The following is a 24,731-nucleotide window of genomic DNA, read 5'->3' as shown; positions in this document are numbered from 1 at the left end:
CCGCTCCCGATCGCTGGCTCTCCGTGTCTACGGGGTGCCCCGAACCGGACGGATGACACCGCCCTCTCATCCCGGACCTTGCTCGATCTATCGTTTTTCGATAGATTCCCATCGTGGGTCGATTGAAGTCGTTAGAAGGAGGGGCGATGGGACAGCTGACAGTGCTCGCGTTGCGAGGCGTGCTCGTCATGCTGCTCGCGGGTTCGGTGTTCATCCAGGGCGTGCTGGTCTGGTTGCTGGTGGCCGGCCCGGGTGATCCCGACGCCGCCCTGGCGTCCGTACGCACGCCGGTCTTCCTGATCGTCGTCCTGGGCGCCGCGGCAGCCGAGGTCGTGCTGGTCTGTGTCTGGCGGCTGGTGACGATGGTGCGGCGGGGCACCGTGTTCTCCCTCGACGCCTTCCGGTACGTCCATGTCGTGATCGGCGCCTTCGTCGCGGCCGCGCTCCTGGTCTTCACGCTCGGGGTCGTCCTGGCCCCGGGCGAGGCCGTCGCGCCCGGCATCGTCCTCATCCTGGGCGGGGTCGTCGTCGCGGTCCTGGGCGTGGCGCTGGTCGTGCTCGTCCTGCGGATGCTGCTCGCCCAGGCCGTCGCGCGCGACATCGAGGCGGCGCGGATGCGGGACGAGCTGGCAGAGGTGATCTGATGCCGATCGTCGTCGACATCGACGTGATGCTGGCGAAGCGCAAGATGTCCGTGGGCGATCTGGCGGAGCGCGTCGGGATCACCCCCGCCAACCTGGCCGTGCTCAAGAACGGCCGCGCCAAGGCGGTGCGCTTCACGACACTCGCCGCGCTCTGCGACGTACTCGAGTGCCAGCCGGGAGACCTGCTGCGCTGGGAAGCGGGGGGCGCGGACGCGGGCGGGTGACGCCGGCCGCCGTCGGCCGCGGTTGGCATCCGGGGTCCGTCCGGGCGCAATCTGGGAGAAGATCTGCGTGCCCTGCGCGCCCGCGGGCACCGACCCGGAAGGACCGCCCCGTGATCATCTTCGGCACCAAGGGATACCTCTACCAGCTCGCGATACTGACATTGGTGTGCGGCCAGTGCGGCAACCCCTCCGCGCACACACTCAGGAAGCGCGTCACGAAGTTCACGCTGTTCTTCGTGCCGCTGTTCCCGTTCTCCACGAAGTACCTGACGCAGTGCACCTTCTGCGGTGCCGAGCAGCAGGTGTCGAAGGAGCAGGCGGAGCAGCTCCAGACGCAGGCCGTGAGCGGCCGGGGCGGCTCCGGCGGCCAGGCGCACGGGCAGCCGCAGCAGCAGCCCTACCAGCGGCCGTGACACCCGGCATGCTTCTCCGGCGTTCCCGGGGGCTCGGTGCTGCCTATAGAAAGAGGCGGGGAATCCACAACCGGGACCGGGCGAAGCGCTGATCCGCTCCGGAGCCGTGGGCTTCACCTTCGCCGAGGTCCAGCGCCGTCAGGGCGTCCCGATCGGCGGTCACGCACCCTCCCCGGAGCCCTCGGCGGCGACGTCGCCGGCACCGCCGAGGCGCTCGGCGAGGGCGTCACCGACCTGCATCGACATCGACGCACTGTCCTCGCGCGAGACGCTGGGCGCCTCACCGACTCGGTGCGCCCCCAGGCCCCGGCGGGGCACCCCATGACCCGCATTGCCGGTTTCCGGCAGCCTTGACTACCCTCACGTTGCCGGACACCGCGCACCGGGCGTGAACGGCAGGGGAGGCGCGGGGTGACGGACCAGCAGACGGGCCGGCAGACGGACCAGCAGACGGACCAGCGGACGGATCACCGGACGGACCAGCGGACGGACCAGCGGACGGATCAGTCAGAGACGTATCTGACCGGGTACGCCGAGATCCTGGCCGGGGCGGCCGGTACGGGGCGCAGGCTGACCCGCCACGAGCTGGAGGACCGGCGGCGCTTGGGTAAGCAGGCCGCGGAGGCGGGGCACAGTCTGCGCAGTCTCGTACGACTGCACCTGGACGCCACGCGCGCCGCCTGGCCCGGCGGTTCGTCGGTCCCCGGCCCGGGCGTCACGGACACCGTGCTCGCTGCCGTCGCCCAGGCAGTCGACGCCTTCGCCGAGGGATACGAACGCGCCCAGCGTCTCGCCGTACGGCAGGAGGAGGCCGCGCGGCGGGAGTTCATCGACGACCTGCTCTACGGGCGCAGCGACCTGGGCCGGCTCGCCGAACGGGCCGAGCGATTCGGCCTGGTCCTCTCCCACGCCCACGCCGTCGCGGTGGCCGAGGGGCCCGATACGTACGACGACACCGCACCGGTCACCCGGCTCGTGGAGACGGCCCTCATCTCCCGCTTCGGCGACCGGCGCATCCTGATCACCACCAAGAACGGGCAGTTGATCTGCATCGCGCCCGGCGACCAGGACGACGTCCTCGCCTTCTTCGCCAAGCAGGCGTACGCGGCCACGGACGGCAGCCGGGTGGCCATCGGGCGTCCCCAGACCGGCGCGGGCGGCGTGGTGCACAGCTACGAGGAGGCGCTGAGCACCCTCGAACTCGCCGAGCGGCTGGAGCTGGACGACCCCGTGCTGCGCGCAGCCGACCTGCTCGTCTACCCGGTGCTCACCCGCGACCGGCAGGCCATGGCCGACCTCGTGCTGAGCGTGCTGGGTCCGCTGCGCGGGGCTCGCGGCGGTGCCGAGCCGTTGCTGCGGACCCTGGAGGTGTACTTCGACGCCGGCTGCACCGCGGCCGAGGCCGCCCGGCGCCTCGCGCTCAGTGTGCGGGCCCTCACCTACCGGCTGGAGCGCATCCACCAGCTGACCGGCGCCAACCCCGCCGACCCGGTGCACCGTTACACCCTGCAGACCGCGGTCATCGGGGCCCGGCTGCTGAGCTGGCCCGCCCAGGAGATCTGAGCGGGCCGGCCCCGGACGGTGGGGGCGGTCGTCAGCCCGTGATCTCCACCTTGCCGTTGCGCTGCGGGTCGGACTCCTCCTGCTGCTCCGGCCGGTCCGCCGTCTTCGCGTCCTGCCCGGTGATGTTCTTCAGCAGCGCGGGCAGATCCACGCCGGTGGTGGAGCCCAGCAGTTCCATGCCCTGCGCCACGTTGTCGGCGACGGTGCGCGACAGCCGGCTCGCGCCGTCCGTCGAGATGACCGTCATCTTGTCCACGGCCGCGAGCGGCTCGGCCGCCTTGGCCACCACCTGCGGCAGCACCTCGACCAGCATCTGGAGCACGGCGGCGTCGCCGTACTGCCCGAACGCGTCGGCCTTCTGCCGCATCGCCTCGGCCTCGGCCGAGCCCTTGGCGCCGATCGCGGCGGCCTCCGCCTCGCCCTCCAGCCGGACGGCCTCGGCGATCGCCGCACGCCGGGAGCGCTCGGCCTCACCCTGCTTGAGGCCCTCGACGGCCTGCGCCTCGGCCAGCGCGCCACGCCGCTGCTTCTCGCCCTCACCGGTGAGCCGGGCCCGCTCGGCCTCGGCCTGGGCGGCGGCGATCTCGGCCGACCGCTCGGCCTCCGCCTGCTTCACCCGCGCCACCCGGCGGGCCTCCGACTCCTGCTCGGCCGCGTACCGCTGGGCGTCGGCGGGCTTGCGGACCTCGGTGTCGAGCTGGCGGTCCTTCAGCGCGGCCTGCCGCTCGGCGACCTTCTCCTGCTCGGCGAGGATGTCCTGCTCCCGGGCGGCCTGTGCGAGAGGCCCGGCGGCGTTGGCGCGGGCCGACGCCTGGTCGGTCTCGGCCTTGATCTCGGCCTGCTTCAGGTAGAGGGTCCGCTGCGCGACCGCGATCTCCTCCTCGGCCTTCAGCCGCGCCTGCTCGGCGGCCCGCCGGGCCACGGCCTCGGCGATGTCGGCCTCCTGCGCGGCGCGGGCCGCCTCGGGCCGGCCGAGGTCCTCCAGGTAGGAACCCTCCGTGGTGATGTCCTGGATCTGGAAGGCGTCCAGCACCAGGCCCTGCCCGGACAGGCTCGCCTCCGCCTCCTCGGCGACCTGCCCGGCGAACGCGGCCCGGTCCCGGATGACGTCCTCCACGGACATCCGGCCGACGATGGCGCGCAGCGCGCCCGACAGCACCTCCTGGGTGAAGCCGACGATGCCGTCCTGCTGCATCAGGAACCGCTGCGCGGCGGCGCGGATCGCGTCCTCGGTGCCGCCGACCTTGACGATCGCGACGCCTTCCAGGTTGGCCTTCACACCCCGCAGCGTCACCGCGCCGCGCACGGCGACCGGGATGTGCCGCGAGGAGAGGTCGAGCGTGAACCGCTGCTGCACGAAGGGCACGACGAACACGCCGCCGCCGACCACGACCTTCTGGCCGCTGTTGTCGGTGAACACACGGCCCGTCTCCGGATCGGTGGAGCTCTTGCCGCGCCGCCCGGTGACGATGAACGCCTCGCTCGGCCCGGCCACCTTGTAGCGGCTGACCACCACCAGCGCGAGCAGCACCAGGAGTACGACGACTCCCAGCACCGCGAAAACGACAGGACTCATGGCAACGCCCCCGAATCAGGAAAGGAACAGAGAGAGAAGTGAAGGGAAGGAGGCTCAGCGCTCGACCGGGCGCACCACGACCGACGTCCCCGTCGGCACCGCCTCGACCCAGACCTCGGCGCCCCGCGCCACCGGCTCCGCGCTGCGCGCCGCGCACTTCAGCGGCTGCCCCGCGAGCCGGAGCAGCACCTCGCCGAAGCCGTCCGCGGGAATGGCGGTGACGACCTTGCCGGACGTGCCCAGGAGGTCGTCCGTGCTCGGTGTGGCGTCGGCCTGATCCCGCATCAGCGCGCGGCTGAAGCGGTACGTCAGCCAGCCGGCCCCCATACCGGCGACCGCGCCGGCCCCGGCGGCGCCCGCGGGGCCGGTCAAGCCGGCGCCGAGGGCGATGGCGCCACCGAAGCCGGTCATCGCCGTGAACCCGGCGACGACCGGCAGCGACAGCCACCCCTCCAGGACGCCGTCCAGCGCTCCCCCGAAGGCGCCTTCCAGCAGTCCGTCGAAGACCAGCGACAGGGCGAGCAGCACGACCCCCGTGATACCCAGCCCGAGAAACCAGGCCATCGTGCCGTCCCCCTCTCGCCCGTCGCTGAGCTTCGGTGAAACGAATGTTCACACGCGAAGGAGAACCGGGTCACTGCCGTGTTCCGGCAATCTTTACGCGCCTTTAATGCCGTCCTCGTCTCTTCGGGCGCCCTTGGAACCGCACCCGCGGCCGGTACTGTCCTCTCTCAAATGGGGACTCAGACGGGGAGCGTTCCGAACCAGATTCCGCCGGGCGGTGACAGGTACGCGCACATGGTGGTGTGCGGCGACGACGGGCTGGCCCACCGGCTGGCCGCCGAGCTGCGCGGTGTCTACCGCGAGCAGGTCACGCTCGTCGTCCCGCCCTCCGGGCGCCGGGTGCGTCAGCCGGTCGTCGGGCGGGCCCGCGCGGCCTCGGCCGCGTTGCTGGGCATGGTCAACGCGGCCGTCAACCGCTCGGCCAACGGCGACTCGGTGGGCGGCGAACCGGAGGGCGCCGGCCGCGAACTGGAGGCCGCCGAGCCGACCGAGGAGGTGCTGGCGGAGGCGGGCGTGGACCGGGCGGCCGCGCTGGCCCTCGTGTACGACGACGACGAGACCAACATCCGCGCCGCCCTGACCGCCCGCCGCCTCAACCCCCGGCTGCGCCTGGTCCTGCGCCTCTACAACCGCCGACTCGGCCGGCACATCGAGGAACTCCTCGACCAGAGCGCCGCGTTGGCGACCGGCGACCCACGGGACACGGGCCTCGACGGTGCCGGTACCTCGACGACCGTACTGTCCGACGCCGACACCGCCGCGCCCGCGCTGGCCGCGACCGCCCTCGTCGGCACCAGCAAGGTCGTCGAGACGGACGGGCTGCTGCTGCGCGCGGTGGAGCGGCAGCCACCGCGCCCCGGCGAGGTGGCCGACCCGGGGTTGTGCACCCTCGCGCTGCTCTCCGCGACGAGCAACGACCCGGCCGGCGCCGACGGTTCGGAGGGAAGCGGGGACCAGGGGCCGCAACTGCTGCCCGACGCGACGGCGGTGGAGGCGGCCACCGGGCGCGGCACCGTCGCCCTGGAGCAGGTGTCCTACGCCGGTCCGCCACTGCCCGCCGGGCGCGCCGGTGTGCCCCCGTTCGGCGAGCTGTTCTCGCGGCGGCTGCGCTGGTCGCTGACGGGACTGGGGGCCTGCGTGGTCGCGCTCGCCGTGGCCCTGATGGTGGTCACCGGGGACCATCCGCTGCACGCCACGTACGTGACGCTGCTCGACCTGTTCGCCATCAACGAGCCCGCGCACAAAGCCGATGCGGGACGGCAGGTGCTGCAACTGCTGTCCGGCTTCGTCGGTCTGCTGCTGCTGCCGGTGCTGCTGGCCGCCGTGCTCGAAGCCCTCGGGACCTTCCGCAACGCCTCCGCGGTACGCAAGCCCCCGCGCGGGCTCGGCGGGCACGTCGTCCTGCTCGGTCTCGGCAAGATCGGCACCCGAGTGCTGACCCGGCTGCGGGAGATGGACATCCCCGTGGTGTGCGTGGAGGCCGACCCCGAGGCTCGCGGCATGGCGACCGCACGGCGGTTGCGGGTGCCGGTGGTGCTCGGGGACGTCACCCAGGAGGGCGTCCTGGAGGCCGCCAAGATCCACCGCGCGCACTCGCTGCTCGCCCTGACCAGCGTGGACACGACCAACCTGGAGGCCGTGCTCTACGCCCGCTCCGTACGGTCCCGCCTGCGGGTGGTGCTGCGCCTGTACGACGACGACTTCGCGACCGCCGTGTACCGCACCCTGCGCGCCGCGCACCCGGGCGCGCTCACCCGGAGCCGCAGCGTGACCCACCTGTCCGCGCCCGCGTTCGCCGGGGCGATGATGGGCCGCCAGATCCTGGGGGCGATCCCCGTCGAGCGGCGGGTGCTGCTGTTCGCGGCGGTGAGGGTGGCCGGGCATCCGCAGCTGGAGGGGAAGACGGTCGGCGAGGCGTTCCGGGCGGGGGCGTGGCGGGTGCTGGCCCTGGAGGTCGCCGACGGGGAGGCCCCCGACGGGGAGCGGTCCGCCGACGCCGGTGCCGCCGGTGAGGCGGCTCGGGAGTCCAGGCTGGTGTGGGAGGTGCCCGACACCTATGTCCTGCGGAGCGAGGACCGGGTGGTGCTGGCGGCGACGCGGCGGGGACTGGCCGAGCTGCTGGGGCGGCGGGCGCGGCAAGGGGCGGGGTCGTAGGGACGCCGCCCCTACGGCCCCGCCAGGAGCCCTGCCCCCTGGCACCCCGGCCTTTGCCCACCCACCACCCGACTCGGTCGGTCAAGAAACCACCGCCCGGCTAACTGCGCGGCAAGTACCTTTCCGCGAAGTCCAGTTCCAGCCCGACCTGCTTGATGCGCTCGTCCACGACCAGTGACCCGTGTCCCGCGTCGTAGCGGTACACCTCGTGGGGCGCACCCCTCGCCTCCAGTCGCTCGACGTAGTTCTCGACCTGGCGGATCGGGCAGCGCGGGTCGTTGACGCCGGCGGAGATGTAGACCGGGGCCTTGACCTGGTCGACGTAGGTCAGTGGCGAGGACGCCTCGAAGCGGTCGGGGACCTCTTCGGGGGTGCCGCCGAGGAGGGTGCGGTCGAGCGCCTTCAGGCCCTCCATCTCGTCGTGGTACGCGGTGACGTAGTCGGCGACCGGGACGGCGGCGATGCCCAGCGTCCACGCCTCGGGCCGGGTGCCGATGCCGAGGAGGGTGAGGTAGCCGCCCCAGGAGCCGCCCGTGAGGATCAGCCGCTCGGGGTCCGCGAGGCCGGAGGTGACCGCCCACTCGCGCACCGCCTCGATGTCCTCCAGCTCGATGAGACCGACCCGGTGCTTGAGGGCGTCGGTCCAGGCCCGGCCGTATCCGGTGGAGCCGCGGTAGTTGACGCGCACCACCGCGTACCCGTGGTCGACCCAGGCGGCGGGGCCGGCGGCGAAGGCGTCGCTGTCGTGCCAGGTCGGGCCGCCGTGGATGTCGAAGACCGTCGGCAGCGGGCCGGTCGTGCCCGCCGGCTTCTGGACCAGGGCGTGGATGCGGCCGCCCGGCCCGTCCACCCACACGTCCTCCACCGGGACCGAACCGGGCGACTTCATGCCGGGCGGGTCGAGCACGACCCGGCCCGTGGTGGAGCGCACCGCCGACGGCTCGGCGGCCGACGACCACAGGTACTCCACGCTGCCGTCCGGGCGGGCCGTCGCCCCGGAGACCGTGCCGGCCGGGGTCTCGATCTCCACCAGCTCGCGCTCGGCGAAGTCGTAGCGGAACAGCTCGCTGCGGGCCTCGAAGCCGTGCACGATCAGCAGGCCGCTGCCGTCCGGGTACCACTCGGCGCTGACGTCACCGGGCAGCTCCAGGGCCAGGTCGGTCTGCTCGCCCGTCGCCACGTCCCACACCAGGGGCTCCCAGCGGCCCCGCCGCTGGTGGCCGATGAGCAGACGGGTGTCGCCGTCGACCGGCGCGAAGCCGAGGACCTCCAGGCCCAGCTCCGCCTCGCCGCCCTCCGTGTCGTCCAGCTCGGCGACCGTCGAGCCGTCGGGGCGCAGGACGCGCAGCGCCGAGTGCATGGCGTCGCCGTGCTCGGTGTGCTCGATGGCGATCAGCGTGCCGTCGTGGGAGAGGTCGCCGACGCCCGCGGACTCGCGGTGCCGGTAGATCTCCGCGGGGGGTCCGCCCGCGTACGCGAGGTGGATCGTCGTACCGTCCTCGTCGGTCGAGCGGCCGATCACCGCCGTACGCCCGTCCCGGCCGAGGGCGAGCCCCGCCGGGTAGGAGGGGTCGAGGCCCGGTACCGCGAGTTCGTCCTCGCCGCCCGGGAAGGGCTGGCGGCGCCAGACGCCGAACTCGTCGCCGTCCTTGTCGTCGAACCACCAGATCCAGTCGCCGTCCGGCGAGAGCACTCCGTCCGTCGTGCCGTTGGGCCGGTCGGTGACCTGGCGCTGCTCGCCGGTCGACCGGTCCCAGGCGTACAGCTCGTACGTCCCCGTGGCGTTCGACACGAACAGGGAGCGATCCGGTGCGTCCTCGGCCCAGTCGGGCAGCGACACCCGCGGCGCCCGGAACCGCTTCTCCCAGTCGGGCATCTCCGCGGCCTGCCGGCCTTCCTCCGCGCTGCCCCGTCCCCGCCGCTGGTCCGGTGACACGGACCCGTTGCTCTCAGTCATGGCCCCATACTGCCCCGTCCCGGGGACAAAGCGCGGATCGGATCCCCAGCCTGTGGACAACTCCGCCCGGCCCGGCTCCGTCCGGTGGTTTTCCACAGCCCCGAGGACGGGCCGCGGGGGCGCGCACCGTACCGTGGAGGGCGTGTACCGGTTTCTGCTGACGCCCCGATGGTGGGGGATCAACGTCTTCGTCGTCCTGGCCATCCCGTTCTGCATCTTCATGGGTTCCTGGCAGCTCGGCCGGTTCGAGGACCGGGTGCAGGACCACGAGACGGCCACCACCCAGGACGAGTCCGCCGGCGGGGAGGCGGCCCGCCCGCTGGCGGAGCTGCTGCCCGTGGACAAGGCGACGGTCGGCGACCAGACCAGCGTGCGCGGCCGGTACGACGACCAGCTGCTCGTCCCGGAGCGGGAGCTGGACGGCCGGGAGGGCTACTACGTCCTCACCCTGCTGCGCACCGACGCCGGCAAGGCGCTGCCCGTCGTACGCGGCTGGCTGCCCGGCGAACCCGACCCGGCGAAGGCCCCGGCCCCGCCCACCGGCGAGGTCACCGTCACCGGAGCGCTCCAGGCCGCGGAGTCGGTCGGCGCCAACGGCGTCAGCGGCCGCACCGGATGGCCGGACGGGCAGACCGGCGCGATCAGCGCGGCGACCCTGCTGAACCTCGTGCCGTACGACGTGTACGACGCGTGGGTCACGCTCAACGAGGGCGACTCCGGGATGCGCGCCGTGCCCGTGAGCGCTCCGCAGAACACCGGGCTGGACCTCAAGGCGTTCCAGAACCTCGGCTACACCGCCGAGTGGTTCGCCTTCGTGGGCTTCGTGGTCTTCATGTGGTTCCGGCTGCTGCGCCGCGAGGTCGAACTCGCCCGTGACGCGGAGCTGGGCCTGGTCCCGGAGGACGAGCCGGAGCCGCAGCCCGCCCCGTCCGGCGTCTGACGCCGGACGGTCGGGACCGTCCGGGGCACCTGGGGGCGAGCCTACGTTCCCGTCCCCGCCAGTACGCCCGTCCAGTACACCGTCCCCGCGCACGCGTCGGACACCGTGGCCGTCGCCGAACCGGCGCCGCCCTCCGGGGTGTACGTCACCGTCACGCTCCCGTCGGCCGGGCCGTCCTCGGTGACCAGCTGGGGCGTGGCGCCGGCGTCGCCGCCGCCGCTCGTGGAGGTGCCGCCCGCGGCGGTCGTGTCCTCCGTGGGCGAGGGGTCGGGCGAGGGGCCGCCGGTGCCGCCCCCCGTGGTGCCGCCGGTGGTGGGACAGGTCTCCGAGGGCACCCAGGCGAACTGCACCTCGTACGCGGAGCCGCCCGCCAGCTTCAGCGTGGGGTTCTCCAGGGACGGGTCGGGCAGTCCGACCGCGGCGTCCCCGGCCGCGTGCCGTGCCGTGCCGATCTTCGTGGCGTCCGCCGCGCCCTGCGGGGTGGTGACCACGCTGCCGGGACCGACGACGGTGCAGCCGTCCGAGGAGACGTTGGTGACGCGGAAGGAACCGTAGACCACGCCCGTGGAGTCGGGGGCGGCGCTGCTCGCGACGGCCGGGCCGAGCTGCTTCGCCGTACACGCGGGGATGTCGGCGGCGGTGCTGGCGGAGGGGTCGGTGCCCGGGGCCGAGCCCGTCGCGGCGCCACTCTCCTCGTCCTTGTCGGGCGTCTCCTTCGGGCCGGCCTTGTCCTTGCCCTCGTCCGTGCCCGCGGAACCGGCGATGCCGCTCTGGCCCCCGGCCGGGTCAACGCCCTGGGAGGCACCTCCCTGGGCCTGCGAGGCGTTGCCCGCGACGGACGGGTCGGCCCCCCGGCCGGTGGCACCCGAGACGTGCACGAGGGCCGGGACCGCCGTGCCGAGGAAGAGGGCGGCGGCCGCCACGCCGACGGCGGCCTGGCGCTTGCGGGCCCGCCGGGCGGGCACCGCGCGGCGCAGCTGGTCCAGGGTGCCGTCGCTCGGCTCCACGTCCTGGACGGCGCGGTGCAGCATCCTGCGCAGGGCCAGCTCGTCGGGGTCGAGCCCGTCGGGTCCCTGAGCGCGGAGCCCCCCGGCGTCGGGGCCCTGTTCGGCGGGGCCGTGGTTCACAGTTCCGTTCCCAGCGTGCGTGTGCTTCGGCTGCTCTTGCCCGATCAGCCCGGCCGGTCCGGTCGGCTCGGTCGGCGCGTCCCCCTCCCGGGGGCGGTGCTCGTCGCGGGCGTCGCGCCGCGCGTCGTTGCCGTCGCTCATGCGGGTGCCTCCATGGCCACCCTGAGCGCCGCGATGCCGCGCGAACCGTACGCCTTGACCGAGCCGAGGGATATGCCGAGCGTCTCGGCGACCTGCGCCTCGGTCATGTCGGCGAAGTAGCGCAGGACCAGGACCTCGCGCTGGCGGCGCTGGAGTCCCTTCATCGCCTTGATCAGGGAGTCGCGCTCCAGCTGGTCATAGGCACCCTCCTCCGCGCTCGCCATGTCCGGCATCGGCTTGGAGAGCAGCTTGAGGCCGAGGATGCGGCGGCGCAGCGCCGAACGCGAGAGATTGACCACGGTCTGACGCAGGTACGCCAGGGTCTTCTCCGGGTCACGGACGCGTTTGCGCGCCGAGTGGACGCGGATGAAGGCCTCCTGGACCACGTCCTCACAGGAGGCGGTGTCGTCGAGGAGGAGGGCGGCGAGGCCGAGCAGCGACCGGTAGTGCGCCCGGTACGTCTCGGTGAGGTGGTCGACGGTGGTACCCGCCGCCACCGCGTCCTCGTCCGCGCCGTCGCGCTGGTTCGATATGCGGGCCGGCCGCGCTGCGGGCATGGGCGCGATCACCGGCATGCCACCGGCCGGACCGGCCACACGGGGACGGACGGACCGGCCGGGCGGGCGCAGAGCCGCGCCCCGCGTTCCTGCGGTGAATTCGAGTACCTCTGCCACGCCAGTTGGACACGCTCACCCCCGTGAGGGTTGTACGTGCCGGGCGTCACGTTCCCGCGTCGGTCGGGCAGCCACCCGGCTGACGGTGCGTCATAGGCCCTCATCGTCCCGCTCTTCCCCTATGTCCCATGTGAACGAGCGTCCCCACGCCCGTCCTCGGCGTCCCCACGCCGACTCACGCGCCCCCGCGCCCTGAATGGGTGACCGCAAAGACGCCCCCCGCCCTCCGCACGGTTGCGGAGGGCGGGGAGGAAATCCTCTGATGCCACAGGTGCCGGGTACAAGTAGTCCGGACCAACTTCCGGATCACATCTCGTTCATGAAGCCTACGAACAACACCCACAGCGGTCAGGGGTCTTGCGGGCACCTGATCCCCGATCAGGCGAACTCGGCCGCCACCAGCTCCGCGATCTGCGCGGTGTTCAGCGCGGCCCCCTTGCGCAGGTTGTCTCCGCACACGAAGAGTTCGAGCGCCGTCGGGTCGTCCAGGGCCCGCCGCACCCGGCCGACCCAGGTCGGGTCGGTGCCGACCACGTCGGCGGGGGTGGGGAACTCCCCCGCGGCCGGGTTGTCGAAGAGGACGACGCCGGGCGCGGTGGCCAGGATCTCCCGGGCCCCCTCGACGGTGACCTCGCCCTCGAAACGGGCGTGCACGGTCAGCGAGTGCGTGGTGACCACGGGAACCCGTACGCACGTCACCGCCACCGGCAGCTGCGGCAGCCCGAGGATCTTGCGGGACTCGTCCCGCACCTTCATCTCCTCCGACGACCAGCCGTCGTCCTTCAGTGACCCGGCCCACGGTACGACGTTCAGCGCGACCGGCTCCGGGAACGGCCCGGTGTCGTCGCCGACGGCCCGCCGCACGTCACCGGGGTTGGTCCCCAGCTCGGTCCCGGCCACCAGGGACAGCTGCCGGCGCAGCGTCTCCACGCCGTCCCGTCCCGCCCCGCTCACCGCCTGGTACGAGGAGACGACCAGCTCACGCAGCCCGAACTCGGCGTGCAGCGCGCCCAGTGCCACGATCATGGACAGCGTCGTGCAGTTCGGATTGGCGACGATCCCGCGCGGCCGCATCCGCACCGCGTGCGGGTTGACCTCGGGCACGACGAGCGGAACGTCCGGGTCCATCCGGAACGCCCCGGAGTTGTCGACCACCACCACGCCCTTCGCGGCGGCGACCGGCGCCCACTGGGCGGAGACCTCGTCGGGTACGTCGAACATGGCGACGTCGACCCCGTCGAAGGCCTCCTCGGTGAGCGCCACCACCTCGACCTCCTCACCACGTACGGCCAGCTTGCGGCCGGCCGAACGCGGCGAGGCGATCAGGCGGATGTCGCCCCAGACGTCCGCGTGCTGGGACAGGATCTGGAGCATGACCGCACCGACGGCGCCGGTCGCTCCGACGACGGCCAGGGTCGGCCGCCCGGTGCGCCCGGCACCCGCGATGTCGACCATCAGCGCCCGGTGCCCCCGTAGACGACGGCCTCGTCGCTGTCGGAGTCCAGCCCGAAGGCGGTGTGCACGGCGCGGACGGCCTCGTTCACGTCGTCCTTGCGGGTGACGACCGAGATACGGATCTCGGAGGTCGAGATCAGCTCGATGTTCACCCCGGCGTCGGACAGCGCGGTGAAGAAGTCGGCGGTGACGCCCGGGTTGCTCTTCATCCCCGCGCCGACCAGGGAGATCTTGCCGATCTGGTCGTCGTAGCGCAGCGAGTCGAAGCCGATGCCGGCCCGGCTCTTCTCCAGCGCGTCGATGGCCTTGCGGCCCTCCGTCTTCGGCAGGGTGAAGGAGATGTCCGTCAGGCCCGTGGAGGCGGCGGACACGTTCTGCACGACCATGTCGATGTTGACCTGGGCGTCGGCGATCGCGCGGAAGATCGCGGCCGCCTCGCCCGGCTTGTCCGGCACACCGACGACCGTGACCTTGGCCTCCGAGGTGTCGTGCGCGACACCGGAGATGAGGGCCTGCTCCACCTGCTTCTCCCCTTGCTTGATCGGCTCGCTGCTGACCCACGTGCCCTGGAGTCCGCTGAAGCTGGACCGGACGTGGATCGGGATGTTGTACCGGCGGGCGTACTCCACACAGCGGTGGAGGAGCACCTTGGAACCGGAGGCCGCGAGCTCCAGCATGTCCTCGAAGGAGATCCAGTCGATCTTCTTCGCCTTCTTCACCACGCGCGGGTCGGCGGTGAACACGCCGTCGACGTCGGTGTAGATCTCACAGACGTCCGCGTCGAGCGCGGCGGCGAGAGCGACGGCCGTGGTGTCGGACCCGCCGCGCCCCAGCGTGGTGATGTCCTTGCTGTCCTGGCTGACGCCCTGGAAGCCGGCCACGATGGCGACGTTGCCCTCGTCCACCGACGTCTTGATGCGCCCCGGCGTCACGTCGATGATCCGGGCCTTGTTGTGGACCGAGTCGGTGATGACTCCGGCCTGGCTGCCGGTGAACGACTGGGCCTCGTGGCCCAGGTTTTTGATCGCCATGGCCAGCAGCGCCATGGAGATGCGCTCCCCGGCGGTCAGCAGCATGTCGAGTTCGCGCCCGGCAGGGATCGGGGATACCTGCTCGGCGAGATCGATCAGCTCGTCCGTCGTGTCGCCCATCGCGGAAACGACGGCGACCACTTGGTTGCCGTTCTTCTTCGCTTCCACGATCCGCTTGGCGACGCGCTTGATGCCTTCGGCATCGGCTACGGAGGAGCCTCCGTACTTCTGCACGACAAGGCCCACGTGCGCTCCTCGCTCAATCCGTCTCTTTCCGCACGTACGTATATGTACTGCGGTCGGCTCATTTTACCGAGCGTCCGGATTCCGCCACTGCGGTATCGCATGATGAGACCCGGGTACTCGCTCAGGCTGGCTCATGCCCAGGAGGGCGCGGGTCACTCGGGAAAGTGCCGTGAGTCACACGTTCACAAGGCCTCTCGCCTACAACCTCCGTGAACGACGGTGAGTCTGATCTTCCGCCGCGACGCGTGGTGCGCCGCGCCCTGGGAGGATCACCGCCTTGTCTCACGCAAGTCCGGCGCGCCGACGGCTCGCCGTCACCGCCACCGTCGTTCTCGCCGCCACCATCGGCGCCACCGTTGTGGCCCTCCCGGCCGGGGCCGCCCCGCCGACGCGGGGGGCGGTGTCGGCGGCCGACGCGGCCGCGGTCGCCTTCCCGGTCGGCCACAAGATCGTGGCAGTGACCGCTTCGGGCTACCTGACCTGGAACAACACCAAAGGCGACCGGGCCTGGGTCCGGGCCTCGGACGGCGCGGTGACCGATCTGGTGGACAGTCTGCCCATGCAGGCCACCGGTTACGGCGACCTCGTGGCCGTACTGCCCCGCCGCGACACGGCGGAGCTGCGGGATCTGGCCACCGGACGCAAGGTCTTCGACGTCTTCGCCCAGCCGGCGGCCGGACTCGACTACGCCGGCGCCGCCGGCCAGGCCCTGTTCATCACGGACAAGAGCGCGCCGGCGGGCGCCGACCTGCTCATGCACACCAGGGGCGGCGGGCGTGTCCCGGTCACCGGCCTTCCGGCCGACGCGACACTCCGCCGGGTCACGGCCGGCACATCGGCGCACGGCCTGGTCACCTACACCAGCGGCGACAAGAAGTACTGGGGCCTGATCGACCTCGCCACCGGGGCCGTGACGGAGACCGGCCTGCGGGACGAAACACGCGGCAACGGCGACATCGCCGTCTCACCGGAATACGTGGCGTGGGTCGAGTACCGCTCGGAGGGGCCCCGCATCGTGGTCCGCACGCGCGCCACGGGCGAGACGCGGCGGATCGCACTGGTGGCCGGAGCGATAGCCCGCGACATCGAGGTGGGTCTCCAGGGCGACCACCTGGTGTACGGCGACCCCGGTGGCCTGACCGCCACCAACAAGAGTTCCATGCACCCCCTGACCGCCCACAACCTGGAGACCGGGGCCGACACCAGGCTGCTGGACCACCTCACGTCCGCCGCGACCTCCCCCGACGGCGTCCTCCACGTCCGCGGCGGCACCGTCGCCGACGGCGAGGGGCTCTTCCGCATCGCCCCCGGCGCCGACGGCACCCCGGCCGCCACCATGGTCGCGAGCACCGGCGAACCCACCGCACTCACCCTCGTCGGCCACGACGTCCCCGCGGTGATCGACCTCGACCGCGACGGCGGCCGGGTCAAGCTGCGCTGGACGCTGTCGCGGGACAACGCGGAACTGTGGGTGACTCTGCGTCACAAGCGCACCGGGAAGATCGCGCAGGGGGTCTTCTACGGGCCCGAGGCGACGAACTTCACCTTCGAGTGGAGGGGCGACGTGGACCAGGCAACGGCCGGCGCGCCCAACGGCGACTACACCTGGGAGATCTCCGCCCGCCCGCGCAACGGCATCGGCCCGACCCTGACCTCGTCCGGCGCCTTCGAGGTGGTCCGCGAGGCCGCTCCGCACGACTACACGGACAACGGCAGCCCGGATCTCCTGGCCCGGGACCCGTCGGGCCGCCTGTGGCGCACCGACTCCCACTTCTACTCGTACGACAAGAACCTGACCCGGGCGGAGAACAAGCTCGTCGGCGGTGGGTGGAACACCTACGACCGGATCGAGGCGGGCGGCAACCTGGGCGGCGCCGCGCACGGAGACCTCGTCGCGCGCGACAAGGCGGGCGTCCTGTGGCTCTACCTGAGCAAGGGCGACGGAACCTTCGCCACCCGCAGCCGGATCGGCGGCGGCTGGGGCGTCTACGACGAGGTCGCCGCGGGCAGCGACCTCACCAACGACGGCAGGGCCGACCTCCTGGCCACCGACAAGAGCGGCGTCCTGTGGCTCTACAAGGGCACCGGCGACTGGCGCGCGCCCTTCGGCAAGCGCACCAGGGTCGGCGGCGGCTGGGGCGTCTACAACGAGCTGACGGCCACGGGTGACATCGGCGGCGCCGCGACCGGCGACCTGGTCGCCCGCGACAAGGCCGGTGTCCTCTGGCTCTACCTCGGCAAGGGCGACGGCACCTTCGCCCCCCGCACGCGGATCGGCGGCGGCTGGAACGCCTACCGGTACACCGTCGGCATCGGCGACGCCGACCGCGACGGCCGTCCCGACCTGTACGCCTACGGCGCGGACCACACGTACTACTACCCGGGTACCGGCAACTGGCGCGCGCCCTTCGGCGCCCGGAAGGCCGACGCCGTCCTCGACACGTACCCGGACCACACGGCGGTCTCCTGACCGACGGCGAGACACCGGCCCGGGGTGGGGCGCCCCGAGCCGGTCTCAGTCCGCCAGCTCCTTGAGGGGCTCGGTTTCGAGGGTGATGTCGACGGGGGAGGGGAGCTACACGGTCGCGCCGAAGGGCAGCTTCTCCGTGTGCCGGTAGTGGCCGTCTTCCGGTTGGTTGAACACGACGACCGAGCAGTCGTCCCGGTCGATCAGCAGGTACACGGGGATCCCTGCGGCGGCGTACCCGTCCGGCGCCTCGATCCGGTCGCGCTGGTTGGTGTCGGGATCGTGGGACGTGATCTCGACGGCCATCAGCACTGTCTCAGCGTCCGACCACTCTCCGTGGCCAATGAGTCCGCCTTTCGGCACCAGGACTGCGTCCGCGCGAGCACGCCCTTTGCGGTAGGTCTCCGTCTTGAGTCCCCGCTCCGGATGCAGCCGAAGATCGGGCCGCAGGCTCATGCAGCGTTCAAGCAGCCACATGTAGATCTCGCTGTGATTGCCGTCGGGCACCGGCTTGACCTCGACCTTCCCACATACGAACTCAAGCCACGCGCTCTCCGGGGCATGGCGTTCGAGCTCCTCGAACTCCTCGACGGACATCTGGGGCCGGTGCTCGGTCCTGGGGGTCATGGCGTCGCCTCCTCGACACCATGGTGCCCCCACCGGCGCCTCCTGCACGCTCAAAGCGCCCTCTCCGTCCTCGGCCGCAGGCCGCCCGCCGCGCGTACCTCCGCCGCGCGGCGGGGGACGTCGACCCACGAGTACACGGCGTGGGCGTCGGGGTCGGCCAGGAACGTGTCCGGCACGTACCCGGCGTCCAGCTGCCCGGCCTCCTCGGCGGCCACGGCCGCCTCGTACTCCGCGCGGCAGTCCGGGCACATGCCGCCCTTGATCGTCGTCGTCAGCTCGTCCGCGTCGCAGGACATGCAGCACATCACCGCGCGGGTCACGCGGGCCCGGCGCGGGGCGGCCTTCTGGCGGATCTTCGCCTTCTTCGGGGGCATCTTGTTCTCCAGTCGGTTGCGGGCGAGGCCGCCCGGGTTGTTCACGGTCGTGGGAAGGCCCTCGGTCACCGCGCGGGTGATGTCCTGGGGCGTCGCCCCGCGCGACAGCCACTCCCCCGCCAGCGAGGCGAGGGACCGGCAGTCGGATTCGGACAGGCGCATGCGGGGGTCCGCTTCGCGGATTCCGGCGAGGGTGCGGTACGAGGTTCCGGACTCGGGCTGCGGGGCGGACTCCGACTGCGGGTCGGGCTCCGGTTCGGGCAGCTCGGGCTCGTCGGTGCGGGCCAGGCCGGGTCGGAGGTCACCGGGCACGATCCGGCCCTTCCGCTCCCGCGCAAACTCCTCCCACCAGGCTTCCGACCTGCGCGTACGCGACCAGTAGGTCCGCGTGACCCACCTCATGGTGTTGTCCTCGACGGTGATGTGTTCCCTGATCCAGCGCAGGTGGCCGGCCTCGGCGAGGCGACTGAGAGACGTACGCATCGCCTGCTGGCCGTAGCGGGGGTGCTGTGCCGCGAGCACCTTGTGGCCCATCGCGTGGCCGTCGTCGAGGTGGTCGACGAAGACGGCGATCTCCGCCTCGCGCGGGCTCAGGTGTGCGAAGTCCGGGTCCGCGTGCGGGTCTTCGTCACCTGCGGGGCGTTTTCCGTAGCCCGGATTGGCCATGGGGTGGGACGGGGACGGCAGGGCGGGACTAGGGTTGGCGTAAGCCACCATCGAACCTCTGGCTTTCTTCGATGCGTCGGCCAGGTCCCGGATTGGTGTTGGCGCACCGCCGGGGCCGACTCATTTGCCGGTCATATGCCGCGAACCTAGAGCGGCTTTACACAGCGACGCAAGCCGATCACGGATCGTCACCCTTACGAGGTACGACGCGTCAACTCGCGTACAGACTTGGTTGGTTGGGTATTTCAACCAGATCAGAAAACCAAGGGAAGAGCTCGGATCCCGGGGCTCAAGCTCCGGGCTGAACTGCGGCGATGAAGGCCGACCAGGCCGGGGCGGAGACCCGGAGTTCGGGGGCGCCGGGGGCCGTCTTGGAGTCGCGGATGTGGATGGTGGGGGCGAGGGCGACTTCGACGCAGGCGCCGCCTTCGTCGTCGCTATAGCTGGACTTGGACCACTTCAACTGGTCACTCACGGCTGATTCACCATCCCCTTGATGAAGCGGGCCGACTCAACAGGGCTGAGAGCCTCGGTGCGCATCATGCTAAGCCGCTCCGACACACGGTTGACAACCCCCGGATTGGCCGACAGCTCGCTGGCGATGGGCCCTTCAGAGAAGGCGAACCGTTCGTACGCCTGTGTTTCCAGGAGCACCGTGGACCCCAGGAGCCCAGCCGGAATGGCTCGCTCGAACGTGAGTACCTGCAACGCGACGTTCCGAAGCAGCGAGGCCTCCAGGAGACGGTTCAGTTGCTCGTCGTCCACCAGTGGGCTTGGCAGCACCGCTTCGTACAGGACGAAACTCAAGCCGACCGGCGGCTTGCGCTCCGTCAGGATCGCCTGCCGCTCCATGCGAGCCGCGATCCGCTCCTCGATGGTCTCCTCGTCCAGCGGTGGATTGCGGTGCTCAATCAGCGTGCGCGCGTACTTCTCCGTCTGCAACAAGCCCGGGACCAGAGTGTCCTCGTACCACCAGAGGCTGATCGCCTCCCTCTCCCGCTCCATGAACTCCTGGGCCCTTGCCGGGAACTTCTCTCGGCTCAAGTAGTCCTTCGCCGCACTCAGTAATCCCTCCGCGCGGCACAACTCGTCTGCCACGTCGAGGACTCGGGGCGTCGGCATGCGCGCTCCCTGTTCCATCGCCTTGATGGTGTCCGGGGAGTAGTTCGAAGCGGCCGCAAGCTGCTCACGACTGATGTTGGCCTTGGTGCGCCAGCGTTTCATCTGGTTGCCACTGAAGCGCCACATGACAGGCGACTGGGGCACAGCACGCACCTCCGATGGATACACCCCGGCGTGTATCACGTCAGTCGCTACCGAGCGTAGCGTCGCGCACGCCAGCGTGTGACCATGACGGAAACAATTCACCGACCCTCCTGGGTCCCGCTCGCCGGGCATCAACTGCACCTCGCGGGCGTGCACTTCGACGCCGTACGGATCGACGGCATCCGGGGGGAGCTGGTCGCCGACTGGCTCGTCGAGGCGTCGGGTGACGACGCGGGGCCCATCGTGTGTGAGGCGGGCGGTGGGCGGTGGGTTTACTTCCTGCTGGCACCCGGGGAGGTCGCCGCGTACGACTGGCCGCTCGGCGTGCAGCGGCACAGCGGCGGGGCCCGGAGCGTCACCTACGTCGGCATTCCGGCGCTGGAGGGAAACACCTGGCCGCTGCGCTGGTACAGCGTGCCGACGGTGACCGCGCCGTACGTGTGCCCGGTTCGGCTGCGGGACGCCCTGGAATGATGCGCAGGTGAAGAGATCGTACGAACTGACGCGGGCTGCGGAGGACGGGGACGTGGCGACGGTGGCCCGGCTGCTGGGCGCCGGCGCGGCGGTGGACGCTCTCGGTGAGGACGCGCGGACGGCGCTGGACCTGGCGGCGCAGGAGAACCACGCCGACGTCGTCCGGGTACTGCTCGGGGCCGGCGCGGACGCGGCGGCGCACGCCGGGCCGTACCACGACCTGACTCCCCTCACCTGCGCGGCGATGTTCGGGAGTAGGGACGCCGTCGCGGCGCTGCTCGACGCCGGGGTGTCCATGGCGGCGCAGGACCGCATCCCGTACACGCCGCTCGTCGTGGCGGCGAGCAACAACCACGCCGAGACCGTCGCCCTGCTGCTCGACCGCGGGGCGGCCGTCGAGGACCGGGCCATGAAGAACCGGACGGCCCTCGAATGGGCCGCCTGTTTCGGTCGCGTCGAATCGGTGCTGCTGCTGCTCGACCGGGGGGCTGAGGCCACGGGTACGGCCCTGAGCTGCGCGGAGCGCCACGCGCAGCGGGGCGAGGAGGAGCGGGGCCGCTACGGACGGATGGCCGAGGCCCTGCGCGCGGCGCTCGGACGCGATGCCGCATGAGTACCGGCTGGGCTGCTGCCGGGGCCCCTCCACCTCAAAAGCGTGAACACTCCGCCTCCCACTGTCCTTACGGCGCTCATCCGAGCACTGAAATGACACTCGACGACCATCTGCTCACCCCTTTTTCAGCACAGCGCCCGCCCCCAGCCCGCTGAAGCGGCCCGCGTCACGTGACCGGGCGCAGGCCCAGCGGGCCCGCGATCTCCTCCACCATGACCCGGCCGGCCTCCGTCTCCAGGGTGTCGTCGCCGAGGCCCTGGTCGGTGTCGAGGCCGTCCAGCTCCTCCAGGGGCTGGTTCAGCCTCACGTGCGCCACCACGGACTGCAGCGCCCGCAGGGTCGCCGAGGCCGTGGAGCCCCAGTTGGAGAAGTAGGAGAACTGCCACCACCACAGGGCCTCCGTGGTGCGGCCGGCCTTGTAGTGGACCATGCCGTGGCGCAGGTCGGTGATGACGTCGGTGAGGTCGTCGGAGATGCGGGCCGGGACCGGGGCCTTGCGCGGTTCGTAGGGGTCGAAGACCTCGGAGTAGACGTCGATCGGGTCGAGGAGGCGGGCGAGGTTCTCGCGGAGTTCGTCCACGTCGAGTTCCGGGCCCGGGTCGGGCTCGTAGCGCTCGTCGGGGACGATGTCCTCGTGGGCGCCCAGGCGGCCGCCGGCCAGCATGAGCTGGGAGACCTCCAGGAGGAGGAAGGGGACGGCGGAGTCGGGCTCGTCGCCCTTGGCCACCTCGGTGACGGCGACCAGGAAGCTCTCGATCTGGTCGGCGATCTGGACGGCGAAGTCGTCGGGGTTCTGGTTGGTCGCGTGCAGCGTGGCGTCAGACATCTAGGAGTCGTCTCCCCTCGAAGGCGCGGCCGAGGGTCACCTCGTCCGCGTATTCCAGGTCGCCGCCCACCGGGAGGCCGCTGGCCAGGCGGGTGACCTTGAGGCCCATGGGCTTGATCATGCGGGCGAGGTACGTGGCCGTGGCCTCGCCCTCCAGATTCGGGTCCGTGGCCAGGATCAGTTCCGTGACGGTGCCGTCCGCGAGGCGGGCGAGCAGTTCACGGATGCGGAGGTCGTCGGGGCCGACCCCGTCGATCGGGCTGATCGCGCCGCCGAGCACGTGGTAGCGCCCGCGGAACTCGCGGGTGCGCTCGATGGCCACGACGTCCTTCGGTTCCTCCACCACGCAGATGACGGAGGGGTCGCGCCGGGTGTCGCGGCAGATGTTGCACTGCTCCTCCTGCGCGACGTTCCCGCAGGTCGCGCAGAAGCGGACTTTGGCCTTCACTTCCATGAGGGCCTGGGCGAGCCGCCGTACGTCGGTCGGTTCCGCCTGGAGGATGTGGAAGGCGATCCGCTGCGCGCTCTTGGGACCGACGCCGGGCAGCCGCCCGAGTTCGTCGATGAGGTCCTGGACCACGCCTTCGTACAACGGACTGCCGTCCTTCCTGATGTTCCTGCACTACGTACGGTAGAGGGCTCGGGCCGGTCTGAGAAAGCCGAACGGGGGACGCTGACTCAGAAAGGCAGACCCGGGATGCCGCTGCCGCCGCCCATGCCCTGGGCGAGCGGGCCGAGCTTCTGCTGCTGGAGGGCCTGCGCGTTCTCGTTGGCCGCCTGGACCGCGGCCACGACCAGGTCGGCGAGGGTCTCCGTGTCCTCCGGGTCCACCGCCTTCGGGTCGATCACGAGGCCGCGCAGCTCGCCGGAGCCGGTGACGGTGGCCTTCACCAGGCCCCCGCCCGCCTGCCCGTCGACCTCGGTCCTCGCCAGTTCCTCCTGGGCCTGGGCGAGGTCCTGCTGCATCTTCTGGGCCTGCTGAAGCAGCTGCTGCATGTTGGGCTGGCCACCACCGGGGATCACGTTCAGCTCCTGTCGCCGCTGTCGCCGCGGGGTCACCGCGGGTTTTTGCCGTTCGGCACGAGCCTACGTGGTCCGCGCGGCCCTCGCTCCAGCACTCTTTCGAGTGATGCCGAGGGGGCCCTATACCTGATCAACACCCCCTTCCGGGCGGAAAAGCGGCGGAACCCCGGGCTCCGCCACCCATTGGGCGGTAGTAAGGGTGCCGGCGCATGAGGTCTTCAGGTCTTCAGGGTCTTCACGGACGGCGAGCAGTAGGGAGTGCCGGGTGGGTCAGCCGGAGATGCAGCCCGAGGGGCCGCCGCACGACGGGCGGGGCGGTGAGGGGGCGGCCGGGCCGCGACCGGGCGACCTCACCGGGCGGGCGTTTCCGCTCGGGGACTGGGCGCTGCCCGCGGAGCGCCTGGACGAGCTCTACCGGTGGGTGGAGCGGGGCGCGCTGGACACGGCGGCCTGGTACCTGACGGACCGGGTGTGGAAGCGACGGGGCGCCATGATGCTGCGGGGCGGGGCGGCGGCGGGGGCGGTCGCCGGGGCGGCGCTCCCGCTGCTGGACATGTCCAAGGTGGTGGGCGGGGTCGCTCCCTGGGGGTATCTGGCGCTGCTGTTCGGGGTGGCGTGCGTGGCCGGGGACCGGTACTTCGGAGTCACGTCCGGGTGGATGCGGGACGTCGCCACGGCGCAGGCCGTGCAGCGGCGGCTGCAGGTGCTCCAGTTCGACTGGGCGTCGGAGAGCGTGCGGGAGGTGCTGGGGCCGGCGGACGGGACGGCGAGTGAGGCGGCCGAGCGGTGTCTGCTGGTGCTGCGGCGGTTCTCGGAGGACGTGACGGAGCTGGTGCGGACGGAGACGGCGGACTGGATGGTGGATTTCCGGACCGGGTCGGCGCCGCTGGGGTTGCAGGCGGTGTCCGCGGGCGGGGCGCGGTCCGAAGGGGCGGTGGGGGTGTCGGGCCGGTTTTCGGCACCGGCGAACGGGGCTCGGCCGAACATGCCCCGGCAGCGGCCGCCGGAGCCGCGATGACTGCTCCGGCGTTTCGCCGCCGCGCTACCGGCGTCGGTACGTCAGCGTTTCGCCGGTGCTCGTGCTGGTGCGTTCCAGGGTGCCGTTCGGCAGGAGGGTGACCTGGGTGGGTTCGCCCGGGGTGCAGGTGGCGGCGGGGCCCACCGTCACCGTGGAGGGGCCGAGGTCCAGCGGGCCGTCGGAGCCCGGGGCATTGCTCAGGTCGGCCTCGAAGACACAGTGGTACGTGCCGTTGCCCGCGGGGCCGTCCGCGGTGAGTGAGAGGACCGTGTCGCCCACGTCACCCTGCTGGATGGTCAGCCGCCTGGTGTGAACGCCGGAGGCGTTGTCGATGGTCGTGGCCCACGTGCCCAGGTACGCCGTCGGGATAGTGCCGTCCTGGGGCGGCGACGACGTGGGCGTGGCCGGCTGGCCGGCCTCGGTCGTCGGAGCCGAGCCGTCCGTACTGGGGTCCGGGTCCCGGGGTGCGCCGGCCGTCGCGGTGTTCGTGGGGTCGTCACCGGCCCGGTTGTCGCCGTCGTCCCCGCTCATCAGGGCGTAGACCGAGCCTCCGGCGCCCAGCGCGACGACCAGGGCGACCACGATCAGCAGGGCGGTGGAGCGGCCTCTTCGGGGCGGCGCATGCGGCGGGCCGTACGGCGGAGGCCCGTAGGGCGGGGTCGAGGCGA

25 protein-coding genes and 1 pseudogene are annotated in these 24,731 nt (G+C 71.9%); 10 read left to right on the top strand and 16 right to left on the bottom strand.

What is annotated here, in order from left to right; translation table 11 throughout:
- Positions 1 to 146: 146 nt before the first annotated feature.
- From EBH09_RS19285 to EBH09_RS19275, 3 genes are all read left to right on the top strand, one after another.
- Entirely contained in the window at positions 147 to 644 is a 498-nt protein-coding gene (locus EBH09_RS19285; protein WP_121748221.1) for a DUF2975 domain-containing protein, read from the top strand.
- A complete protein-coding gene (locus EBH09_RS19280; RefSeq protein ID WP_121748220.1) occupies positions 644 to 868 on the top strand; it encodes a helix-turn-helix transcriptional regulator in 225 nt (74 codons plus the stop codon). Before EBH09_RS19285 ends, EBH09_RS19280 begins: the two co-directional genes overlap by 1 nt.
- A 110-nt stretch (positions 869 to 978) precedes the next feature.
- Positions 979 to 1,281 (top strand): zinc-ribbon domain-containing protein, encoded by a 303-nt coding sequence (locus tag EBH09_RS19275; RefSeq protein WP_121748219.1) that lies wholly within the window; start codon positions 979 to 981, stop codon positions 1,279 to 1,281.
- 159 nt (positions 1,282 to 1,440) lie between these two features.
- Here EBH09_RS19275 and EBH09_RS37900 read toward each other — a convergent pair whose 3' ends face one another.
- Positions 1,441 to 1,599: a hypothetical protein gene (locus EBH09_RS37900; RefSeq protein WP_193776404.1), complete on the bottom strand. Its 159-nt coding sequence runs from the start codon at positions 1,597 to 1,599 to the stop codon at positions 1,441 to 1,443.
- A 201-nt stretch (positions 1,600 to 1,800) separates the two neighbouring features.
- On the opposite strand from EBH09_RS37900, the gene EBH09_RS19270 reads away from it, so the two are divergent.
- Entirely contained in the window at positions 1,801 to 2,844 is a 1,044-nt protein-coding gene (locus tag EBH09_RS19270; RefSeq protein WP_121748433.1) for a helix-turn-helix domain-containing protein, read from the top strand.
- Positions 2,845 to 2,875: 31 nt separating this feature from the next.
- Here EBH09_RS19270 and EBH09_RS19265 read toward each other — a convergent pair whose 3' ends face one another.
- Positions 2,876 to 4,420: a flotillin family protein gene (locus EBH09_RS19265; RefSeq protein WP_121748218.1), complete on the bottom strand. Its 1,545-nt coding sequence runs from the start codon at positions 4,418 to 4,420 to the stop codon at positions 2,876 to 2,878.
- Between the two features lie 54 nt (positions 4,421 to 4,474).
- Positions 4,475 to 4,984 (bottom strand): hypothetical protein, encoded by a 510-nt coding sequence (locus EBH09_RS19260; RefSeq protein WP_121748217.1) that lies wholly within the window; start codon positions 4,982 to 4,984, stop codon positions 4,475 to 4,477.
- Between the two features lie 234 nt (positions 4,985 to 5,218).
- Between EBH09_RS19260 and EBH09_RS19255 the strand changes: the two genes are divergently transcribed.
- Positions 5,219 to 7,138: an NAD(P)-binding protein gene (locus EBH09_RS19255; protein ID WP_121748216.1), complete on the top strand. Its 1,920-nt coding sequence runs from the start codon at positions 5,219 to 5,221 to the stop codon at positions 7,136 to 7,138.
- 100 nt (positions 7,139 to 7,238) lie between these two features.
- Here the strand turns inward: EBH09_RS19255 and EBH09_RS19250 are convergent, their stop codons facing one another.
- Positions 7,239 to 9,095 carry a prolyl oligopeptidase family serine peptidase gene (locus EBH09_RS19250; RefSeq protein ID WP_193776403.1) on the bottom strand — a complete coding sequence of 619 codons (1,857 nt, stop codon included), beginning with the start codon at positions 9,093 to 9,095 and terminating at the stop codon, positions 7,239 to 7,241.
- Between the two features lie 133 nt (positions 9,096 to 9,228).
- On the opposite strand from EBH09_RS19250, the gene EBH09_RS19245 reads away from it, so the two are divergent.
- Positions 9,229 to 10,035, top strand: a complete 807-nt coding sequence (locus tag EBH09_RS19245; RefSeq protein ID WP_121748214.1) for an SURF1 family protein — start codon at positions 9,229 to 9,231, stop codon at positions 10,033 to 10,035.
- A gap of 41 nt (positions 10,036 to 10,076) precedes the next feature.
- Here the strand turns inward: EBH09_RS19245 and EBH09_RS19240 are convergent, their stop codons facing one another.
- The 4 genes from EBH09_RS19240 to EBH09_RS19225 all read right to left on the bottom strand — a co-directional run bounded on the left by EBH09_RS19240 (position 10,077) and on the right by EBH09_RS19225 (position 14,709).
- Positions 10,077 to 11,303 (bottom strand): hypothetical protein, encoded by a 1,227-nt coding sequence (locus EBH09_RS19240; protein ID WP_238697365.1) that lies wholly within the window; start codon positions 11,301 to 11,303, stop codon positions 10,077 to 10,079.
- A complete protein-coding gene (locus EBH09_RS19235; RefSeq protein WP_121748213.1) occupies positions 11,300 to 11,878 on the bottom strand; it encodes a SigE family RNA polymerase sigma factor in 579 nt (192 codons plus the stop codon). The genes EBH09_RS19240 and EBH09_RS19235 overlap by 4 nt, the downstream gene beginning before the upstream one ends.
- Before the next feature lie 477 nt (positions 11,879 to 12,355).
- Positions 12,356 to 13,432, bottom strand: a complete 1,077-nt coding sequence (locus EBH09_RS19230) for an aspartate-semialdehyde dehydrogenase (RefSeq protein WP_121748212.1) — start codon at positions 13,430 to 13,432, stop codon at positions 12,356 to 12,358.
- Positions 13,432 to 14,709: an aspartate kinase gene (locus EBH09_RS19225; RefSeq protein WP_121748211.1), complete on the bottom strand. Its 1,278-nt coding sequence runs from the start codon at positions 14,707 to 14,709 to the stop codon at positions 13,432 to 13,434. The genes EBH09_RS19230 and EBH09_RS19225 overlap by 1 nt, the downstream gene beginning before the upstream one ends.
- Before the next feature lie 277 nt (positions 14,710 to 14,986).
- Here EBH09_RS19225 and EBH09_RS19220 point away from each other — a divergent pair, with 277 nt between their 5' ends.
- A complete protein-coding gene (locus EBH09_RS19220; protein ID WP_121748210.1) occupies positions 14,987 to 17,179 on the top strand; it encodes a VCBS repeat-containing protein in 2,193 nt (730 codons plus the stop codon).
- 105 nt (positions 17,180 to 17,284) lie between these two features.
- Here EBH09_RS19220 and EBH09_RS19215 read toward each other — a convergent pair whose 3' ends face one another.
- The 4 genes from EBH09_RS19215 to EBH09_RS19200 form a co-directional block, all read right to left on the bottom strand.
- Complete coding sequence (locus tag EBH09_RS19215) at positions 17,285 to 17,803, bottom strand: Uma2 family endonuclease (protein ID WP_121748209.1); 519 nt, start codon at positions 17,801 to 17,803, stop codon at positions 17,285 to 17,287.
- 50 nt (positions 17,804 to 17,853) lie between these two features.
- Positions 17,854 to 18,843: a hypothetical protein gene (locus EBH09_RS19210; protein ID WP_193776402.1), complete on the bottom strand. Its 990-nt coding sequence runs from the start codon at positions 18,841 to 18,843 to the stop codon at positions 17,854 to 17,856.
- A 289-nt stretch (positions 18,844 to 19,132) separates the two neighbouring features.
- Positions 19,133 to 19,318 (bottom strand): DUF397 domain-containing protein, encoded by a 186-nt coding sequence (locus tag EBH09_RS19205; protein WP_121748207.1) that lies wholly within the window; start codon positions 19,316 to 19,318, stop codon positions 19,133 to 19,135.
- Positions 19,315 to 20,118, bottom strand: coding sequence for a helix-turn-helix transcriptional regulator (locus EBH09_RS19200; protein WP_345940944.1), 804 nt, complete (start codon positions 20,116 to 20,118; stop codon positions 19,315 to 19,317). The genes EBH09_RS19205 and EBH09_RS19200 overlap by 4 nt, the downstream gene beginning before the upstream one ends.
- A 75-nt stretch (positions 20,119 to 20,193) precedes the next feature.
- Here EBH09_RS19200 and EBH09_RS19195 point away from each other — a divergent pair, with 75 nt between their 5' ends.
- Both EBH09_RS19195 and EBH09_RS19190 read left to right on the top strand, forming a co-directional pair.
- On the top strand, positions 20,194 to 20,583 hold the full coding sequence (locus EBH09_RS19195; RefSeq protein WP_345940943.1) for a hypothetical protein: 390 nt from the start codon (positions 20,194 to 20,196) through the stop codon (positions 20,581 to 20,583).
- Positions 20,584 to 20,590: 7 nt separating this feature from the next.
- Positions 20,591 to 21,196 carry an ankyrin repeat domain-containing protein gene (locus tag EBH09_RS19190; RefSeq protein ID WP_121748205.1) on the top strand — a complete coding sequence of 202 codons (606 nt, stop codon included), beginning with the start codon at positions 20,591 to 20,593 and terminating at the stop codon, positions 21,194 to 21,196.
- Between the two features lie 166 nt (positions 21,197 to 21,362).
- On the opposite strand, the gene EBH09_RS19185 is transcribed toward EBH09_RS19190, so the two are convergent.
- The 3 genes from EBH09_RS19185 to EBH09_RS19175 all read right to left on the bottom strand — a co-directional run bounded on the left by EBH09_RS19185 (position 21,363) and on the right by EBH09_RS19175 (position 23,045).
- Positions 21,363 to 22,022: a DUF5063 domain-containing protein gene (locus EBH09_RS19185; RefSeq protein WP_121748204.1), complete on the bottom strand. Its 660-nt coding sequence runs from the start codon at positions 22,020 to 22,022 to the stop codon at positions 21,363 to 21,365.
- Positions 22,015 to 22,614 carry a recombination mediator RecR gene (gene recR, locus EBH09_RS19180; RefSeq protein WP_007451877.1) on the bottom strand — a complete coding sequence of 200 codons (600 nt, stop codon included), beginning with the start codon at positions 22,612 to 22,614 and terminating at the stop codon, positions 22,015 to 22,017. The genes EBH09_RS19185 and recR overlap by 8 nt, the downstream gene beginning before the upstream one ends.
- 86 nt (positions 22,615 to 22,700) lie before the next feature.
- Positions 22,701 to 23,045, bottom strand: a complete 345-nt coding sequence (locus EBH09_RS19175) for a YbaB/EbfC family nucleoid-associated protein (protein ID WP_121748203.1) — start codon at positions 23,043 to 23,045, stop codon at positions 22,701 to 22,703.
- A gap of 265 nt (positions 23,046 to 23,310) precedes the next feature.
- Here EBH09_RS19175 and EBH09_RS19170 point away from each other — a divergent pair, with 265 nt between their 5' ends.
- Positions 23,311 to 24,063 (top strand): SLATT domain-containing protein, encoded by a 753-nt coding sequence (locus tag EBH09_RS19170; RefSeq protein WP_121748202.1) that lies wholly within the window; start codon positions 23,311 to 23,313, stop codon positions 24,061 to 24,063.
- Positions 24,064 to 24,087: 24 nt separating this feature from the next.
- On the opposite strand, the pseudogene EBH09_RS19165 reads toward EBH09_RS19170, so the two are convergent.
- Positions 24,088 to 24,731: pseudogene (locus EBH09_RS19165) on the bottom strand (serine/threonine protein kinase); the annotation flags it as partial.

This window comes from Streptomyces sp. E2N166 (assembly GCF_003671715.1).
Lineage (GTDB): Bacteria > Actinomycetota > Actinomycetes > Streptomycetales > Streptomycetaceae > Streptomyces > Streptomyces thinghirensis.
The sequence above is the reverse complement of the archived record's forward strand: the minus strand, read 5'-3'. Positions and strand labels throughout refer to the sequence as shown.